The following is an 18,525-nucleotide window of genomic DNA, read 5'->3' on the forward strand; positions in this document are numbered from 1 at the left end:
CGTGAAACTATGAAGTTCGGCAGGACTTCTTTTACAGAAGATCAGCGAGTTAGTCAGCCTCCCGGCTGTATATCGCCGGTCTGACGAGTTTACTTCGCTTTAGCCGCATCGGCCTTCTCCTTCTCTTCCTTCTCCTGAATGCTTTTTGTGAGCATCTGCTGTCCTTGCTCTTGAAGCGTCTTGAGCGCTTCATCGACCGACTTCTTGCCGTCGACTACCGCTTGGACCTCGGTGGTGCCTAATTGAGTGAACTCCATAAAGAAATTTCCAGGCACCTTCTCCATCCCTTTGTACAGCGAGTTTTCATCTATCTTCAGCATGTAGAACGGCTCCAGGCTGCGGCCTTCCCGCTCCTTGACGAAGGCTGTTCGGGCGGACATAGCGCCTTGGTCGATATTGGCCATCAGCCGGGCCATTTCCTCGCCATTGATATACTTGAGGAATTCCCAGGCCGCCCTCTTCTGAGGAGATTGGGCGTTTATAGCGAACAGGTTGGATACCGATACGTTGTTCGACACGTCGCGATTTTGCGGGTCTACCGGCACAGTCACGAGATCCCAATTGACCGGGTTGACATTCTTCACCGATTCCTTGGCTCTCTCCAGCTCCGATATCGTATAAGTGTTGCCAATCGTCATCGCCGCTTTACCGGCAATGAACGGATTCCGCAAAGCGTAGTCGCCCATCGTCATTGGCTCGTTCCGGTCAAAATTCATAGGGTCCTCGTTCAACATCAGCTTGGAGCGGTAGGCGTCTACGGTCAGCTCCATCGCCTTCTTCCAGCCGTCCGTCTGCACCGTAACCAAACCCTTGTCCACGTCCACGAAGGACAAGCCATTGGTGGAAGCGATGTTGCTCAGGAAGTAATATTCCGATCCCGGTCCTATGCTGTTCATCCCGAGCCCGTAGATCCGTTCGTTCTCCGGTCCATCGATCGGGAAACGCTTCGCCAGCTGCAGCACCTCTTCCCATGTCATCTTATTGGTCGGCAGCGGCACCCCGTGCTTCTCGAACAGGTCCTTGTTATAGAACAACGCCTGGCTGAAGAACGTCGGCGACAAGCCGTACAGCTTGCCCCCTCCCTTTGCCCGGATGGAGGAGGTCACGCTCTCCAGCAGATTATCAATATCGAACTTGTCCTGCTGGATGATACTATCGAGCTCCAGCAGCTTCCCTTCTTCCGCGGCCGTCTGGAACTCATCGGGACTAAAGTAGAGGAGTACGTCAGGCTTTTCCTCGTCCAGCATCTTCTGAAAAGCTTCCTTTGGATCTTGCGGCCCCCCACTATATAAAGAGCTCATGTTGACGACTTCAACCTCGATATTCGGATATTTGGCCATGAACAAGTTACCGTACTGCTGGAAGAAAGACGATTTATCGTAATACATCACCTTGATGCTTGCCTTCTCGTCCTTGCTGAGCTTCTTCAAAGTCTCCCCTTGAGCGGATTTCTCGCCATCCGACGTACCCAACTGACACCCTGTCAGCATGGAGCTGCACAGGAGCGCGGCTATTCCCGCTTGCTTCCATGATTTCATCTCATCCCACATCCCCAATTATTTGTAAATTTGCCAAACCTCCTATACAGACGGAGTTGGAATACAAAATGTTCCAGCAAATTTAAAATAATCGGATCTCTTCCGGGAACCGCTACCCGCGGGGCCTTCCAGCCAGCCACAGCAGCAGCATGCTGATCATGACAAGGGAACCGCACCAGAGCCAGGCCAGCGTCATATTTCCCGAATCTACCGCCAAATAGATCGCCGTCGGCACGGTCTGCGTCCTCCCGGGTATATTCCCCGCCAGCATCAGCGTAGCGCCGAACTCGCCGAGCGCTCTCGCGAAGCCAAGCACATAGCCACTCCTGAGCGACCTCCAGGCGAGCGGCAGCGTCACCCGGCTCAGCACCTGCCATTCACCCGCCCCCATCGAGCGGGCCGCATCCAGCAGATCCCGATCTACGGACTGGAACCCCACCTTCAATGTCTGATAAACGAGTGGAAAAGCAACAACAATGGAGGCGATCACAGCCGCATGCCAGGTGAATACGATAGGGTGGCCGAATAGCTGCTCAAATCGGATGCCCAGTACGCTCTTGCGTCCCAGCAGGACGAGCAGGATAAAGCCGACTACCGTCGGGGGCAATACCAGAGGAAGCAGGATGATTGTCTCGAGCAGCGTCTTGCCCCGAAACCGGGCTTTATCCATCCCCCAGGCCGCGGCCGCTGCCAGTGCGAAGGCAATCACGCTGGCAATTAGCGACACTTGGAGCGATAGCCGGATAGGCTCAGCGAACGACACCCAATCGATCGGAGTGGGCATCGTTATTTAGCAGGGATCGAGAAGCCCTGGCTGATGAAAATATCGCGGGCCTCCGGACTCTGCAGGAAGTCATAGAAGACTCGGGCTTCGGCGGGATGAGCGGAAGCCTTCAAGATGCCGGCCGGGTATTCGATCGGCTTGTAGCTGGCCCTATCCGCCGCGAAAGCGACGCGTACCTTGGAAGAGGACAAAGCATCGGTCCGGTACACGTAGCCCGCCTCCACATTCCCCGTTTCCACATAGCTTAGAACCTGTCTGACATCCATGGCGAGCACAAGTCTCGGCTGCAGCTCATCCCACAGCTTATGATAGACCAGCGACTCCTTGGCATAGCTCCCGGCAGGTACTGATTCCGGCTGGCCGATGGACAGCTTCTTGATCTCGGGCTTCGCCAGATCCTGGACAACCCCGGGTGCGGCCTGACCATCCTTCGCCACGATCACGACAAGCTCATTGGTCAGCAGGTTCGTCTGGTCCGCGGCAGCAATCAGCTGCTTATCGACGAGCGCCGCCATCTGTTTCGTGCCGGCCGATAAGAACAGATCGCTAGGAGCACCCTGCTCGAGCTGCTGCTGAAGGGTGCCGGAAGCCGCGTAATGGAAGGTCAGCTTAATATGCGGGTGCATTTGAGCAAAAGCCGCCTCCACCGCTTTCATACTATCGGTTAAGCTGGCCGCTGCCGATATGAGCAGCTCCACCTGCTTCGTTTCCTGACCCTGTTCTCCCGACGGCCTTTCTCCCTGTGTCTGGCTGGCACAGCCGACCGCTAAGAACAGCATCAAGGCAAGCGCTAGTGCGGTTCGATATAGACGCAATGGTATGTCCCCCTTCATCCTTCCGAAGTTTCTGTTCTTGATTGTAGCATCGTCCTCTATGAAAGTGAATCTACTTAGTGATAACTAAATATAACTAGACTTATTTAATCCTATAATTTGATTCGATAATGAGGAACCCGTTTAATCATACGATGTGTAGATTCATGAATGAATTCCAGAATAGGAGTTGAAGCGAAATGACAGAACTTAACCATTTGTTGGACAAAAACGGAACCCTTCAGACGGACAAGCTGGAGGAGACGATGGAGAGGCTCGACGAAGGTAAAAAGGAAGAAATTTTGCGAAACTTCGATTCCTTCATCGGTTACCTGGGTCGGCGTATCGAGCTCGCGGAGAAGCTCGGACTCAACGAAGAGCAGTTAAATAGCCTTGCTTTGAAGGTCGCCTCCTACCTGGCCGATCACGAGGAGCCGCGCAATAGCGAGGAAAAGCTGCTGAAGGAATTATGGAAGGTAGCCAATAAGGAGCAGCAGCAGATGCTGGCCCGCACCTTGGTCAATCTGGCACGAAATACGAATGTGTAAGCACTTAATATGGTTGACGACGAACCCCCTCCGGGAGCCGGAGGGGGTTCGTCGTCTGCCATGTAGCTTTGCATACCGTATGTTCCGTATACTAGAAGGAGTAACACGAACCATGTCGGTTATAAGGGGATGAACAACATAACGGATGAGCTTTCTTACACAACGGAGGACATTGCCAAGCTTCTGAAGATTTCCAAGCTGACCGTGTATGATTTGATTAAAAAAGGCGAGCTTCCCGCCTACCGGGTAGGCCGCCAGATGCGTGTAGATGCAACCGATCTCGAGCTCTACAAGCAGCAGGCCAGGGAGGGCAGAGCCTCCCGGACAGCCAGCCCTTCCGCGAACCTTCCTCGATGGAAGACGGAAGAGGGCGGCAGACCGCTTGTCATCACCGGGCAGGATGTCAGCCTGGATATTCTGTCCCGGCATATCGAGAAGCATACCAAGGCTTACCGCCCGCTCCGCTCCCATGCCGGCAGCCTGGACAGCCTTATCGCGATGTACCAGGGACGGGCGGATATCGTCAGTACACATCTGCTGGACGGCGATACCGGGGACTATAATCTTCCTTATATCCGGCGTATATTGTCCGGCTTCTCTTATGTCGTCGTCAATCTCGTCACCCGCGCGGCAGGCCTCTGCGTCCAGCCCGGCAATCCGAAGCAAATCACCGGCTGGGAGGACCTGCGGCGGGACGACATCCGCATCGTTAATCGAGAGAAGGGAGCTGGGGCCCGTGTGCTGCTGGACGAGCAGCTCCGGCTGCATGGCATCTCCCCCCGGCAGGTTCGCGGCTATGCCGACGAGGAGTCGAACCATCTGGGCGTTGCCGGTCAAGTCGTCAGCGGAGCTGCCGATACGGGAGTCGGCATCGAGAAAGCGGCGGCGCTGGTCGGTGCGGAGTTCATCCCGCTGATCCGAGAGCGCTATGACCTCGTCATGCTGAAGAACGACGCTAACCTCGAATGGCTCGATGCCGTGCTGTCGGTCCTAAAGTCCGATCCGCTGCGCAAGGAGCTCGCCCTGGTCCAGGGCTATGATCTGTCCATGACCGGAACGATCCTTCATGAAACGTAAGCCTGCGCTTTATGGCCCGGCTGCGTACAACCCGCGCAGCCCGTGTTAATAATAGCGCGGGTACTGCTGCAGCTCTTCCCGTTTCTGCAAATAACGGAAGAACGCCGTCGCCGCCTGGGCGCGATTTACTTCCTCGGCAGGCACGAAGCTGCCCTCCGTCAGCGACATGATGCCCAGACCGACGACGAGCGCCACCTGGCCGATCTGCTTCACTTCGCCGGCATCCGCAAAGCTTTGGTTAAACACGTCCTGATGCTCGGCGAGCTTCTTGTATCCGAGCGCGCGGACGATCAGCTGAGCCATTTCCTCCCGGTTCATTTTGGCATTCGGATTGAACTCCGTACCTGGATCGATAAGTCCGCGGTCTACGCCGTTCTCCACATATGCGAAGTAAAGGGAGTCATTCGCTACATCCTTGAAGGAAGCTGTTCGTTCCGCGCCGTAGAAGATCCCGTGATTGCCGCCGTTCATCGCGATGACCAGCATCTTGATCATCTCGCCGCGCGTCATGGCCTGGGCCGGATTCACCTTGCCGTCCTTCAGGTCAAGCGCCTCATAATCCAGCATAAGCTGAAGCTCGCGCTGCGCCCAGTGCCCTTCGATATCGCTGGCCTTCACGGACTCCAGTACGATCGGCTCGCCTGTAGCGGCATTCTTCCATTGACCCGTCTGGGCATCCAGGAAGAAAGGCTCGCGGGTATACTTAGGGGTCAGCGAGTAAACGAGCTTGGCTTCCCGCTTGACGCCGTCCGAGGCAGCGCTCCTCGGGATCTCCCCTGCAGCTACCATCAGATTGTACTTTTCCATCGCAATCCCGCCGCCTGCGAAAGGATGGTAGCTTTCCGCAAGGACATAGCCCAGTCGAACATCATACTGGGAGAGTAACAGGTCCTTCGCCTCGTCCACGCCGATAACCTCCGGCTTCACGGACGGGTAGTCGATTTCACTCAAAGAGGTGTAATAATTGACGATCTTTCCCGTCTCTCTGTCGATGCTGACATTCACATTCTCGTAATTAGCGCTCACGCCATCGATCACCCGGCGGAACCCGATGTCCCAGGTCCTCATCTCCTTCAGCCTTTCCTCCGGCACATCCTTCAGTCCGGCATCGTCCAGCACAAGCTGATGCGTATGGGCCGGAAGCTGTTGACGCACGAAATCGACGGCTTTCGTCTTCGCTTCCTCGCTCGTAATCTTAGGGTCGAACTTGGCTTTCGGGTCCATCATATAGGGCATACTTTGATTAAAGTTAACGAGTTCTCCGGTCTTGGCATTTACATTCGCCCACACGGAATGCATGCCCTTGCCCATGGTATCTTTCTCTCCCGTAGGACTCCAACGCAAAGACCAGGAAGCGCTGGACTTGCCGGTAGACGGATCGGTGTATTCGTTATAGGAAGCGTCCTCCAGCTTGTTATCCTTCAACTCCCCGAAGACGGAGGTTACCTTGGCGATCGCCTGCTCCTTCGTCAGATTCAGATCGGCTGCGGGCTTCTCGGCCAATGGCTTATCCGTGAGCGGCTTCTTCTCGGAAGCGGACTGGATCGGAGCATTCAGCGGATTCCAGGGCTCACCTTTGGCTGCATCGATCATGAACGAGTTCATGACATACGCAATAACCGGCTTGCGCGCTTGGCGGGAGTCGTACGGAATGACATAAGAAAGCTCGATATCCGCCTTATCGAGAAACGCCTGCTTCGCCTTGTCGCTTCCGATCGGTGTGACTCCCTGCTCAAAGGCTATGCCGTCCGTCCAGCGGAAGCTGTATCCCACCACTTCCCCTTCCCCGTTCACATCGACCGATATCCCGTCCTGCATAAACGGCACGCCGTCGACAATCCGGTCATAGCGGATAGGGTACATATAATTGCCGTTAAGCGGCATGCGGAATTGCTTCTCCGCCTGGTCGTTATATTGAACCGTTTCGTCCGGGTTAAGCTTCTTCAGCCAGCCATCGGCAATCGTCTTCGCTCCTGCAAAGTCGACCTTCGGCGGGTAGCTCGGCTTAAGATCCGGATCGCCGCTATAGGCGTTGTAAGCGGTTAACTTTCCATTAAGACCATGGATGCTGACACCTATGTTGGCATAGTAGTGGTCTTTGATCTTCCGCGTAAAATTCAGAGACCAGCTAGGGACCGAATCTCCCGAGTAGGAGTAAAGATTCGCTGATTGCAGCGTGTAGCCTTCCGGAATCGTCACATACTTCTTGGCCAGCTCGATGGCCTGCTCCTTGGTGACCGTCGGCTCGGCCAGCTTCCCATCCTCCGGACCCTGCGGCGGGATGCTGACTCGAGTCGTGCTGGATGCGGTAGATGCCGCTGTTGAATTGTCGGCCCAGGCCTGAGGAGCGCAGGACAGCAGCAGAGCCGACGCTACGGCGATCGGAGCGGCTTTTTTGACTAGTTTCATAAGAATCGTCCTCTCTTGTAGAAGATCTTGAGCTATCTGCTTCTTAGACGAGGCATTCCAATAAAAGGTTGCGAAAAAAGGCTGCGGCCGCCCCATTGTTTCCCATGAGCGCAGCCACAGCCTTTTCATTGAATATTTATTTTTCCATAGCTAGCCGGAAGCCCATGTTCCCTGTACTGCTGTCCGGCGTATTCTTGCTCCGGGCCGCTACGCGATACCGGTTGCAGTAAGAGCGGTGACATAGATAGGAGCCGCCCCGCAGCGAGCGGACGCCGCTGCCCGGAGCTCCCTTCGGGTTGACGTTATCGGTGCGGAGATGGTAGTTGCGATCGAACCAGTCCGCACACCATTCCCAGACATTGCCCGATACATTATAAAGCCCGTAGCCGTTCGGCTCATAGGCATCTACAGGGGCCGTGCCCGCATAACCGTCCTCGGCGTGATTGACGGTAGGAAATTTCCCCTGCCAAATATTGCAACGGTGACGGCCGTCCTGCTTCAGGATATCGCCCCACGGGTACGTCTTCTGCTCAAGTCCTCCCCGCGCTGCATACTCCCACTCCGCCTCCGTCGGCAGACGGCCTCCGGCCCACTCGCAGTAGGCGGACGCGTCGTTCCACGACACATGGATAACCGGATGGTCCAGCCTGTCGTCGATCGACGAGCCTTCTCCCTCCGGCTTCGCCCAGTAAGCTCCGCGAACTCCGAGCCACCAAGGCGTTCCCCCCGGAGATCCCTCCACATCGGCCAGCCGTTCCTTAGGCACGAAAAGATGGAAGACGTAGGACCACCCGAACCGTTCGGCCTCGGTCACATAGCCTGTAGCCTCTACAAAGGCACGAAACTGTGCATTGGTAACCGCATGCGCCGCGATACGGAACGCGTCTACGGCAACCTTGCGGATCGGGCCTTCCCCATCATCCGGGAAACCGTCAGTGGCCTGCGTTCCCATCAAAAATTCGCCCCCCGGCAGCTCGATCATCGTGTGTCCGGGATCGACAGCCTTCCCTGTGCCCTTGAAGCTCTGCAGCACAAGGGGCACAGGCTGCTGAGGGGCCGAGGAACCGGATAGCTCCTCTCGTCCAGATGCGCAGCAGGGTTTGGGATTCGTTTCACTCATGATGTGCTTGTCCCCTTCCGGACTTCGTTTCGGATTTTTTCCTGTATGGGTATTACCCGAGCTCAGGATTAGCCGTTCGCCAGCAGGGGCTTCACGCATACCGGCTTGGAAAGAACGAGAGAGTAGCCGGTTGCGGTTAATTTCCCTGTTTCCCCGTCGACAAAGTACGATACGACATTGTTGGTGTCACGGTTGGCCGCGATCAGGAACCGTCCGCCAGGCGTCAAGGTAAAGTGGCGCGGATGCTGGCCCTGCGTCGAAACATGCTCAACTACCGAAAGCAAGCCAGTCTCCGGATCAGCGGAGAACACAACGATGCTATCGTGCCCGCGGTTGGAGCCGTACACGAACCGGCCGTCTGCCGAAATGGCGATTTCTGCGCAGCCGTTCTCTCCGGCAAAATCCTCCGGCAGGGTCGATACGCGCTGGATCGGGTGCAGATGACCGGCCTCTGCGTCGTAACGGAAAGCCACGATCGTGGAATCAAGCTCATTGATGACATAGGCGTACCGGCCTTCCGGGTGAAAAGCCAGGTGACGCGGTCCTGCGCCCGGATGCACTTGCGTGTCCGCATGCGCCCGAAGCTTGCGCGGCTCCGAATCGACTGTGTAGGAGCGGATCTTGTCCAAGCCAAGATCGGACACGAACAGAAACCGGTTGTCCGGGCTGAAAAAAGCGGAGTGAGGATGCGGCCTGTCCTGGCGCTCGGGATTCACGCTGTGCCCCGTATGCTGGCTGAGATCGAGCAGCTCGCCGATCTGTCCGTCCTCCGTCAAGCTCACCAGCGCAACATGACCGCCGTGATAGCTGACCTGAATCAGATAGTTGTCCTGCTCATTCCGCTGGATGTGGCAGGTAGGATCGGGAGAAGTGGACGCCCGGTTCAGCTCCCTAATCGTGCCCTGCGTCGTATCGATGGCAAAGGATACCGCCTCCGCAACCTTTTTTCCGGCCTCATCCACGGTCTCGGCGATGGCGTACAGCCGGCCTGCCGGAGCGTCCACGTTCAGGAACGTCGGGTTTTTCAAGCCGGACACTTGATCGAGCAGCGTCAGCTCCCCTGTCGAGGGATCAAGCTCGACCGCATAAACGCCGGGGTCGGAAGCCTCCGCGTAGGAACCGATATAGAGAAGCATACGCTGTGACGATAAGGACATCTTGATTACCTCCTGGGGTTAAGTCTGTCAATAAACAATAACCTTATCTTACAAAGAGTTTCCCTCTCTGGCAAGCTGCAGCCTTATATCCCCCGGGTCGATGCCGCCGAAGCCTCTCCCACGCGCAGCCCGGGCTTCTGTCTGCGCCAGCGCAGAACGTAGAACGACGCACGCACGATCTCATCGGCAATGAGCGCCAGAAAAAGTCCCGTAAGGCCTAGCCCCAGTTGAATCCCCAGCACATAGGCGCCTCCCGCGGCCAAAACCCACATCCCGAAAACCGCCATCAGGCCGACTGCTCTGGCTTCCCCGACGACGTTCAGCGAGGTCGCGGCGCACAGCCCGATCGATCTCATCGGCTGCCACACCATGCAGATGGCCAGCAGCGGCAGCGACAATGCGACAATGGACGGGTCGGATGTGAATTGCGCCATAATTAACGGTCCCAGCGCATATGTGGCGCTCGTCGTCACCACCAGCAGAAGGGCGCAAGGCGCAAGCGCGCGGTAGAACCCCGCATACATCTCTTGAAACCGTCTCGCCCCATACAGCTGAGCGATCCGAATCCCGAGCCCTCCGGCAATCGCGCTGGCAAATATCCACGGAAATTGCTGGATGGTCTGGACATAGGTATAGGACGCAAGCGATACCGGGCCCATCCGTGCTACCATGCCAAGCATTAGCATCTGCGAATATCCCCAGGATAATGCCGTAACCGATACAGGAAGGCCGATGGACAAAATTTCACGCCAAAGCGGCCGCTCCAGCGTCGTCCAGTCTTCCCGTGACCAGTAAGGGTGGAAGGAGCGCCACAGCAGCCATAGGGTGACGGCCAGCGCTGCGGCCCGGCTGATCATCGTCGATAGCGCCGCACCGGCAATCCCCATCTCGGGAAATCCAAGCTCGCCGAAGATCAGCGCATAGTTCAGCAGCACGTGCAGCACATTCATGCCGAACGTGATATACATCGGGCCCCGGGTGTTGCCGATACTGCGGATGACGGCATTGATCGCTCCGTGAAGGACGACGACAACCGTTCCGGCGCCCACCACAGTCAGATACGTCCCTGCATAGGGCAGCACCTCCTCCGGCGTACCCATCCGCAGGAGTGCGGACGAAGCGCCGAATAAGAAAAACAGGCTGAGGACAAGGCCTGCCGCCAGATTAGCTTGCAGGGCGATGACCGAGGTTTTCCTGGCAAGATCGGGGCGACCCGCCCCCCACTTGCGTGCGACGACGACGCTGACGCCCGCGTTGATTAAGGCGAACAGCGTAAGGGCCGACTGTATGATTTGATTCGATATGCCGACCGCGGATACCGCATGGTCCCCTATTCGGCTGACCATCAGGGTGTCTGCCGTTCCCATTAAAAATTGAAAAAACAACTCGATGCCGATCGGCCAGCTTAACTGCCACAAGGAAATCCGATCAGTTGCTTGCTTGGACATGATGGTGAAGACCCCTTCCAGCACACTTCCATAAATCGGTTCAACCGCATTACAAAAAGGACCAAGCCCTCCATCCATCGGCTTGGTCCCTTAAAAACTAGCTTACACGATAGACACGCGTATTCCGCGTTCCTCCAGCTCTGCTACCGTCTCCTCGCTGACGCCACGGTCCGTGATGATCGCGTCGGCGACGCCGAGCTCGGCGACATGGGTAAACGCCCGGACGCCGAATTTGCTCGCATCCGCCAGTAGAATGACCTGCTCGGCGATCCCGATCATCTTCTGCTTCACAAGGGCCTGCTGCTCATTGGATTCGCTGATGCCGCGCTCCAGATGAACGCCCTTGCAGGACAGAAACAGCTTGTCGACATGGTAGGCATCCATCGACCGCTCGGCGAGCGGACCGACGAAGGACAGCGAGCGCTTCGCCAGACGGCCGCCCGTGGAGATGACCTCGATCTTCTCCTTGCCGCTGAGCTCGCTGGCCACCTTGACAGAATTGGTCAGGACGGTCAGCGGGATATCGGGCAGATACGAGGCCATGTACCAAGCGGTCGTGCTGGCATCCAGCAGAACGCGGTCATGCGGCTGAATCCACTTGATCGCTTCCTGGGCTATCCGCCGCTTCTCGTCAGCATGGATGATCTCGCGTTCGAAATAAGGGGTTTCCGCCTGGGTCTCCTTGACGCTGACGGCTCCCCCGTGGGAACGGCGCAGCCGCCCCGCCGACTCAAGGCGGTCCAGGTCCCGGCGGATCGTCTCTTCCGTTACGCCGCACAGCTCGCTCAGCTCGGAGACGCGGATGCTGCCCCGTTCGTTGACCACCTGAACTATGAGCTCGTATCTTTCCGCTACCAGCATGCGCTCCCTCTCCTATCCTTTGTCTGCAAGTTACAGCCTGTCAGCAGGGATTGTCCTGCTCCTGTCCGGGACTTCTTAGTTGGCAAGACCCGTGATCGCCTTAAACCGGCCGTACGCATCTTGCCAAGCCGCGCTGTCCTGCGGCTCATACGTCTTGACCGGGAAGGAGTCGCGGATCGCCCGGCGAGCTTCCCAAATATCCGAGAACACGCCCTGCGCGATCCATTGAACGACCAGGTTGCCGATCGCGCTGCCTTCGGCCGGGCCGGCCCAGACCGGCTTGCCGATCGCATTCGCCGACCACTGGCACAGCAGCTCGTTCTGGCTGCCTCCTCCGACCATGTGAAGTCCGCTGAACGGCTGCCCGGACAAGCTTTCCGTCATCTCCAGCACATAACGGTATTTTAACGCCAGACTTTCGAAAACACAACGAACAACTTCGCCCGGCTGCTCCGGCACCCGCTGATCGGTCCTGCTGCAATATGCGCGGACACGGACGCGCATATCGCCCGCCGCCAGGAATAGCGGGTCGTCCGGATCGATCCAGGCCGAGAAGGCCGGGGCTTGATCGGCCAGTCGGACCAGCTCGGGGAACGAATAATCCAAGCCTTGACGATCCCACTCCCGCTTCAGCTCCTGCACGATCCACAGCCCCATGATGTTTTTCAGCAGCCGATACGTGCCGCCTACGCCGCCTTCGTTGGTGAAGTTATACGCAAGCGCCTGCTCAGTAAGAACCGGCGCGTCGACCTCGGTCCCCATCAGCGACCAGGTGCCGCAGCTGAGGTAAGCGAACGAGCGCTCCAGCGCCGGTACCGCGGCAACGGCGGACCCGGTGTCATGCTCGGCGACGGCGATGACGGGGACCGCACCTACGCCAAGCTCAGCCTGTACGGAGCCAAGCAGCTCGCCGGCGGCCGCGCCGGGCTGGGCGACCCTGGCGAACCACGAGGAAGGGATGCCCAGCTTCGCCAGCAGTTCGCGGTCCCAATCGCCCTGCAGCGGATTGTACAGCTGAGTCGTCGTCGCGTTCGAGAATTCGCTCAGCTTCTCGCCGGTCAGGAAGTAGCGCAGCAGGTCCGGAATCATCAGGAAGCTGCCCGTCTCGCGCAGCAGCGGCGAGTTCGCGCGCTTCAGCGCCGCAAGCTGGAACACCGTGTTGAATGTCAGGAACTGAATGCCCGTACGCGCGAACAGCTCCTCCTTGCCGATATCCTCGGCTAGTACCCGCTCCATTACGCCTTCCGTATGCCGGTCCCGGTAATGGTACGGGTTGCCGAGCAGTTCCCCGTTCTTGCCAAGCAGGCCGAAGTCGACGGCCCACGAGTCGATCGCGAGGCTCGCCGGCTCCACCCCGAGGTGCTTCGCCTTGAGAAGACCCTGCTTGATTTCATGATACAGGCGCAAAATATCCCACTGCAGGCGGTCGCCCACCTGCACCGGGTCGTTCGGGAAGCGGTGCAGTTCCTCCGTTTCAATCCGACGGTCAGTAAGACGGCCGAGCAGCGCTCTTCCGCTGCTCGCCCCCAGATCATAGGCCAGAATGGTAGTCAAGTGATCACCTTCCGCGCTTCAGCAGAACTTCCTGCTCATAAGCTTTTACGTCAGCAAGCCATTGCTCGCGTACAGGCACGCCCTGCTTCTCGCAATAGTAATCCCAGATGGCTCCGAACGGATAGGTCTTGAACTCCTCAGTGAGAGCCAGACGAGTCGTGTAATCGCCGCTCAGCTCCGCCTGCTTCAGCGCCTCTACCGGCTCCAGCATCGCGCGCAGCAGCGCTTTGATCGTGTTGCGCGTCCCGATGACCCAAGCCGCTACGCGGTTGATGCTCGCATCGAAGAAGTCAAGGCCGATATGCGTCTTGCCGAGCAGATCGCCGCGCACCAGCTCTTTACCGATCTCCAGCAGCTCGTCGTCCAGCGTCACCACATGGTCGCTGTCCCAGCGCATCGGACGGCTCACGTGCAACAGGATGCCTTCGGCAAACAGCGACAAGCTCGACAGCTTGTTGGAGATAACCTCCGTCGGATGGAAATGTCCGGCATCCAGACAGATCAGCTTGTTGTTCTGCAAGCCGTAGCCCATATAAAATTCGTGGGAGCCGACTACATAAGCTTCCGAACCAAGACCGAACAGCTTGCTTTCGACCGCATCCAGATGATAGGCCGGGTTCAGTTCTTCGGCAAAAATCTCATCGAGCGATTCCTTAAGCCTTCTTCTCGGGGATAGACGGTCCACCGGCACATCCTTGAAGCCGTCCGGAATCCAGACATTGTTCACGCTGGTTTGGCCGAGCTGCTCGCCGAAGTAGGCGCTGATTTTGCGCGAAGCCTTGCAGTGGTCGATCCAGAACTTGCGGATGCTTTCGTCCGAATGGCTCAGTGTAAAGCCGTCGCTGGATTTCTCGTGGGAAAACAGCGTCGGGTTGAAGTCGAGACCGAGTCCCTGCTCCTTCGCCCAAGTCACCCAGTTCTCAAAATGCTTCGGCTCCAGCTGGTCCAGATCCACCTTCTCGTTCGTATCGGCGTAGATCGCATGAAGATTAACCTTATGCTTGCCCGGGATCAAAGAGAACGCTTTCTCCAGATCGGCGCGCAGCTCATCAGGCGTTCTAGCCGCTCCCGGATAGTTGCCGGTAACGGAAATCCCGCCGGTCAGATCCTGATCCTGGAACAGAAAGCCCTTGACGTCGTCTCCTTGCCAGCAGTGCATGGAAATCTTGATCTTCGCCAGCTGCTCCAGCGCCTGATCCACATCGATACCGTGCTTGGCGTACAGCTCCTTGGCTTCGTTATAGCTTCTTTCGATAGTTGAAGACATAGCGGATTCCTCCCAAATTAGGTTATTTAGCCGGATAAGCCACGACCGACATCAACGCGTTCTCAGCTTGCGTCGAATCCAGTCGGCTGTATTGCACGATGATCGGAATATCGCTTCGCACCTCAATAGCATAAGGAACGCCGACTGGAATCGGCGTCCCCTCCTTAAGCAATGAGGAAGTGCGAATATGCTTTGTACGGCGGGCTTCCACGGTGTATGGGATGTCCTCCATAGGCTCCCGGTCTTCGAAGAAGATCGTGAATGACAGATGCGCATCCTCGGATGCCGTGTTCAGCACGCAGACCGATTCATGGCTGGTCAGCTCGCCCGAGCTTTTCTCCGGGATATATGCGTCCGGGATGACCCAGTAGTCTGCGCCCTTGGCCTCGTATTTCGCCATATTCGTGTATCCTCCTTAAATTAACGTGTGAAGGCAGCCGGTACGCCGCCGTCGATCGTCAGCATGCAGCCTGTCGTTTTCTCCGACTTGGAGGAAGCGAAGAAGGCGATGCCTTCGGCGATGTCGCGCGGGAAGATATTGACGAGCAGCGTCGTGCGCTTACGGTAGTATTCTTCCAGCTGATCCGGCTCGATGCCGTAGGCGGCAGCGCGCTCGTTGCGCCAGTTGGAGTTCCAGATCGCGGAGCCCTGCAGGATGGCGTCAGGCAGTACCGTGTTGACGCGGATGCCGAACTCGCCGCCCTCGGCTGCGATGCAGCGGGCCAGATGAGCTTCGAGAGCTTTGGCTGCACTGTAAGCAGAGGCGTTTTTACCGGCATAAACGGAGTTCTTGGAGCCGATGAACACCATGTTGCCGCCGATCGCCTGCTCCTTCATTACCTTGAACGCTTCGCGGGCGACAAGGAAATAGCCGGTACCCAGCACGTTGATGTTCAGGTTCCATTCCTTCAGGCTCGTCTCATCGAACGGACTCGATGTGGCAAGTCCTGCATTGTTGACGATAATGTCCACGCCGCCGTAAGCGATAGCCGTCTCGGCATAGGCGGCTACGACCGCTTCTTCGCTCGTTACATCCATTTTAACCGCAATCGCACGGTTTTCGCCAAACTTCGCGTTCAGCTCGTCCGCTACCTTCTGGGCACCCTCCAGGTTGAGGTCGGCCAGAACGACATGCGCTCCCTCGGAGACGAGACGACGTGCCGTTTCGCTGCCGATACCGCCTGCGCCGCCGGTGATGAAGGCAACCTTGCGGGAGAATTCGGCTTCTGCCGGAGCCAGCGTCAGCTTGTAGAGCTCAAGCGGCCAGTATTCCACGTTATACGATTCGTTCTCGCTGAGCGAAACGAAATTGCCGAGCGCCGTCGCGCCGCGCATAACCGCGATCGCACGATGGTACAGAGCGCCGCTGACCTGGGACATCGCCCAGCTCTTGCCCGTGTTGATCATCCCTACGCCCGGGATCAGGATGACGCGCGGAGCCGCTTCGAACATCACGTCGCCTTCGTTTTTGTTGCGGTCGAAATAGGCTTTGTATTGCTCTTTATAAGCGGCGATGCCTTCCTTCAGCTTCGCTTTAAGTCCGTCGATATCCTCGGCATTCGGCTCCCAATCGATGAAGAGCGGAACAACCTTAGTATGCACCAGGTGATCCGGGCAAGCTGCGCCGACCTGGGACAGCTTCGGCGAATCCTGGCCGTTGACAAAGGCAAGCACATCGTCCGCATCGTCGAACGACAGGATCATTTTCTTGGCGTCGCTGACTGCGCCGCGGACCGTAGGCATTACGGCTGCAGCCACGCTGCGGCGTACTTCTGCGGACAGGGACTCGTATTTGGCGCCGCCGAACAGCTTGGCTTCGTTCACGCGCGCTTCGATAAAGGCTTCCGCCTCATTAATAATAGCGATAGTTTGCGCATAGCAAGCTTCGGACGTTTCGCCCCAAGTGACCAGACCATGCTTCTCCATCAGGACGAGCTCGGCCTTCGGATTGGCGAGGACGCCTTCGGCGATCATCTTGGACAGCGTGAAGCCAGGACGGACATAAGGAACCCAAACGAAGCGGTCGCCGAAAATTTCCTTCGCCAGCTCCTTACCGTTATCTGCGCAGCACAAGCTGATGATCGCATCGGGATGCGTATGGTCCACATGCTTGAACGGCAGGAACGCATGCAGCAGCGTCTCGATGGAAGCGCGCGGATGCTTGGCGTCGATCATGCAGTGCGCCAGGTAGCCGACCATCTCTTCATCGGACATTTCGGGAAGCTCGAACAACGGACGGATATCCTCCATGCGGAGTCCGGTAAAGTTGCCTGCTTTCATCGTCGCCAGGTCGGAGCCGCTGCCCTTTACGAACATGACTTCAACGTCGCGGCCGCGGAAATCCTTCACGATCGTCTTGCTGGATGTATTGCCGCCGCCCCAGTTACAAACCCGGCGGTCGGAGCCGATGATGTTGGAGCGGTAGACAAGCTCGTCCAATCCGCCTTGAAGCTGAGATGCCTTTTCGTTCTCCCACAAACTTTGTACCATGATAAACCTCCGTTTTTATGTTTGAATGATTTTGTTTTTGCTTATTTCAAGTTTATCATGTTTGTTTTTCTTTGTATAGAAGAAAAACAGACAGGAACAAAATAACCTTGTTCCTGCCTGCTATCAGCTGTCTGCTAGCCTGCTTAGCTTAAACCAAACGCTTTGTCGATATCCCGGATATGCGTGTCCTCGATATGAACGATAGGCCCGAGCGCCCGCGCATCGATAATGGACTTGGCGCTGTACTCGGCCACCTCCAGCCGATCGAACGCATTCAACAGGCTGCTGCCGGTCACGATGACGCAGTTGTTCTCCACGATGACGATCGGCGTATGGGCTTCGAACATATCCGCTGTGCCCTCGGGATCGTCATATACCGATTGAAACGGCAGCTTCGGCGTACCGCGAAGCAGGATATAGCTCTCCGGAATCGTCCGCGAATCGAAAGGCGCTTCCGTTACGGCAAAGGCCATGATATGCGGCGGATGAGCGATGAGTACCGAGTTCACATGCGGGTGGCGCTCATAAATATATTGATGAAGCCGGATGGAGCTGCTCGGCAGCTTGCCCTCCTCCGCCGCTCCCTGCTCGATGCGTACCAGATCCTGCGGCTCCAGATACTTGCGGTCCGGCCCGTGCGGCGTGATCAGGAAGGCTCCGTCCTCCAATCGCTCGGAGTAAGTTCCTTGCGTGCTGGTAAACAGCCGTTGATCATAGGAACGGCGGATCAGCGCGCACATATCCATGCGGGCTTTCCGCTCCTGGCTGCCGACCCGGCCTGGGGCGAACGTCGCGAGCTTCGGATATCCTTCGGCGGCGGCGCCGATCTGGCCGGGGGACAGAAGCTGGGGCTTCCCGATCCGGCTGGCATGGATTTCGAGTCTGGCGCAGAAGTCCAGCGTCTCGAAAGCCTGGAAGGCGGTGAACAGATCCCCTCCGCCCACGACCACGCCATGGTTCTCCAGCATAACGGCGTTCATGCCCGCCGCGAAGACGGAGGCCACATTTTCTCCGAGCAGCACGCTGCCCGGCAGCGCATAATCGGCCATCCCGACCTTGCCGCAGATAAGGCCCTCGCCTGGCAGCAGGCTCGTATCCGGGATACGCCGCACGATACTGAAGGCTACCAGCGCGGGCGGATGAGCGTGAACGACAGCCTTCAGATCAGGGCGCGTGCGGTAGACAAGCTGGTGGAACGGAAACTCGCTGGACGGCCTGTGATGGCCGACGATCTGCCCGTCAGGCTTTACGCAGACAATATCCGCGCTCGTCAGCGCTCCCTTATCCACCCCGGCCGGGGTGATCCAGATATCCCCGTTGTCATCCAAAATCGACAGATTGCCTCCTGAAGTCGTCGTCATGCCATACGCGTAAATCCGCTCCATCAGCAGGACAATTTGATCCGCGGGATGTAAGAGTTCGATTTGCATAAAGTCACAGCCTTTCCGATTTGTTTACTT

General features: G+C 57.4%; 15 protein-coding genes. 2 read left to right on the forward strand and 13 right to left on the reverse strand.

Annotation, left to right across the window (positions count from 1 at the left end; genetic code table 11):
• Positions 1 to 89 precede the first annotated feature (89 nt).
• The 3 genes from GSF01_RS02500 to modA all read right to left on the reverse strand — a co-directional run bounded on the left by GSF01_RS02500 (position 90) and on the right by modA (position 3,155).
• A complete protein-coding gene (locus GSF01_RS02500; protein ID WP_159881448.1) occupies positions 90 to 1,538 on the reverse strand; it encodes an ABC transporter substrate-binding protein in 1,449 nt (482 codons plus the stop codon).
• 112 nt (positions 1,539 to 1,650) lie between these two features.
• Complete coding sequence (gene modB / locus GSF01_RS02505) at positions 1,651 to 2,322, reverse strand: molybdate ABC transporter permease subunit (protein WP_159881449.1); 672 nt, start codon at positions 2,320 to 2,322, stop codon at positions 1,651 to 1,653.
• 2 nt (positions 2,323 to 2,324) lie between these two features.
• Positions 2,325 to 3,155 carry a molybdate ABC transporter substrate-binding protein gene (gene modA, locus GSF01_RS02510; RefSeq protein WP_159881450.1) on the reverse strand — a complete coding sequence of 277 codons (831 nt, stop codon included), beginning with the start codon at positions 3,153 to 3,155 and terminating at the stop codon, positions 2,325 to 2,327.
• Between the two features lie 179 nt (positions 3,156 to 3,334).
• Here modA and GSF01_RS02515 point away from each other — a divergent pair, with 179 nt between their 5' ends.
• Both GSF01_RS02515 and GSF01_RS02520 read left to right on the forward strand, forming a co-directional pair.
• Positions 3,335 to 3,682, forward strand: a complete 348-nt coding sequence (locus GSF01_RS02515) for a DUF3243 domain-containing protein (protein WP_159881451.1) — start codon at positions 3,335 to 3,337, stop codon at positions 3,680 to 3,682.
• A gap of 138 nt (positions 3,683 to 3,820) precedes the next feature.
• On the forward strand, positions 3,821 to 4,759 hold the full coding sequence (locus tag GSF01_RS02520; protein ID WP_159881621.1) for a helix-turn-helix transcriptional regulator: 939 nt from the start codon (positions 3,821 to 3,823) through the stop codon (positions 4,757 to 4,759).
• Between the two features lie 45 nt (positions 4,760 to 4,804).
• On the opposite strand, the gene GSF01_RS02525 is transcribed toward GSF01_RS02520, so the two are convergent.
• The 10 genes from GSF01_RS02525 to GSF01_RS02570 form a co-directional block, all read right to left on the reverse strand.
• Positions 4,805 to 7,168, reverse strand: a complete 2,364-nt coding sequence (locus GSF01_RS02525; RefSeq protein WP_159881452.1) for an S-layer homology domain-containing protein — start codon at positions 7,166 to 7,168, stop codon at positions 4,805 to 4,807.
• 136 nt (positions 7,169 to 7,304) lie between these two features.
• Complete coding sequence (locus GSF01_RS02530) at positions 7,305 to 8,288, reverse strand: formylglycine-generating enzyme family protein (RefSeq protein WP_159881453.1); 984 nt, start codon at positions 8,286 to 8,288, stop codon at positions 7,305 to 7,307.
• 68 nt (positions 8,289 to 8,356) lie between these two features.
• Complete coding sequence (locus GSF01_RS02535; RefSeq protein ID WP_159881454.1) at positions 8,357 to 9,445, reverse strand: lactonase family protein; 1,089 nt, start codon at positions 9,443 to 9,445, stop codon at positions 8,357 to 8,359.
• A gap of 83 nt (positions 9,446 to 9,528) precedes the next feature.
• On the reverse strand, positions 9,529 to 10,893 hold the full coding sequence (locus GSF01_RS02540; protein ID WP_159881455.1) for an MATE family efflux transporter: 1,365 nt from the start codon (positions 10,891 to 10,893) through the stop codon (positions 9,529 to 9,531).
• 102 nt (positions 10,894 to 10,995) lie between these two features.
• On the reverse strand, positions 10,996 to 11,754 hold the full coding sequence (locus GSF01_RS02545) for a DeoR/GlpR family DNA-binding transcription regulator (RefSeq protein WP_159881456.1): 759 nt from the start codon (positions 11,752 to 11,754) through the stop codon (positions 10,996 to 10,998).
• A gap of 75 nt (positions 11,755 to 11,829) precedes the next feature.
• Entirely contained in the window at positions 11,830 to 13,308 is a 1,479-nt protein-coding gene (locus tag GSF01_RS02550; RefSeq protein ID WP_159881457.1) for a rhamnulokinase, read from the reverse strand.
• 4 nt (positions 13,309 to 13,312) lie between these two features.
• On the reverse strand, positions 13,313 to 14,575 hold the full coding sequence (rhaA, locus tag GSF01_RS02555; RefSeq protein ID WP_159881458.1) for an L-rhamnose isomerase: 1,263 nt from the start codon (positions 14,573 to 14,575) through the stop codon (positions 13,313 to 13,315).
• A 22-nt stretch (positions 14,576 to 14,597) separates the two neighbouring features.
• Positions 14,598 to 14,975, reverse strand: a complete 378-nt coding sequence (locus tag GSF01_RS02560; RefSeq protein WP_159881459.1) for a sensory rhodopsin transducer — start codon at positions 14,973 to 14,975, stop codon at positions 14,598 to 14,600.
• 20 nt (positions 14,976 to 14,995) lie between these two features.
• Positions 14,996 to 17,065 carry a bifunctional aldolase/short-chain dehydrogenase gene (locus tag GSF01_RS02565; RefSeq protein WP_159881460.1) on the reverse strand — a complete coding sequence of 690 codons (2,070 nt, stop codon included), beginning with the start codon at positions 17,063 to 17,065 and terminating at the stop codon, positions 14,996 to 14,998.
• A gap of 143 nt (positions 17,066 to 17,208) precedes the next feature.
• The gene (locus GSF01_RS02570; protein ID WP_159881461.1) at positions 17,209 to 18,495 is read right to left on the reverse strand and encodes a class II aldolase/adducin family protein; all 1,287 of its coding nucleotides are present in this window, start codon (positions 18,493 to 18,495) and stop codon (positions 17,209 to 17,211) included.
• Between the last annotated feature and the right edge of the window lie 30 nt (positions 18,496 to 18,525).

It is taken from the genome of Paenibacillus puerhi (genome assembly GCF_009846885.1).
Taxonomy (GTDB): domain Bacteria; phylum Bacillota; class Bacilli; order Paenibacillales; family NBRC-103111; genus Paenibacillus_G; species Paenibacillus_G puerhi.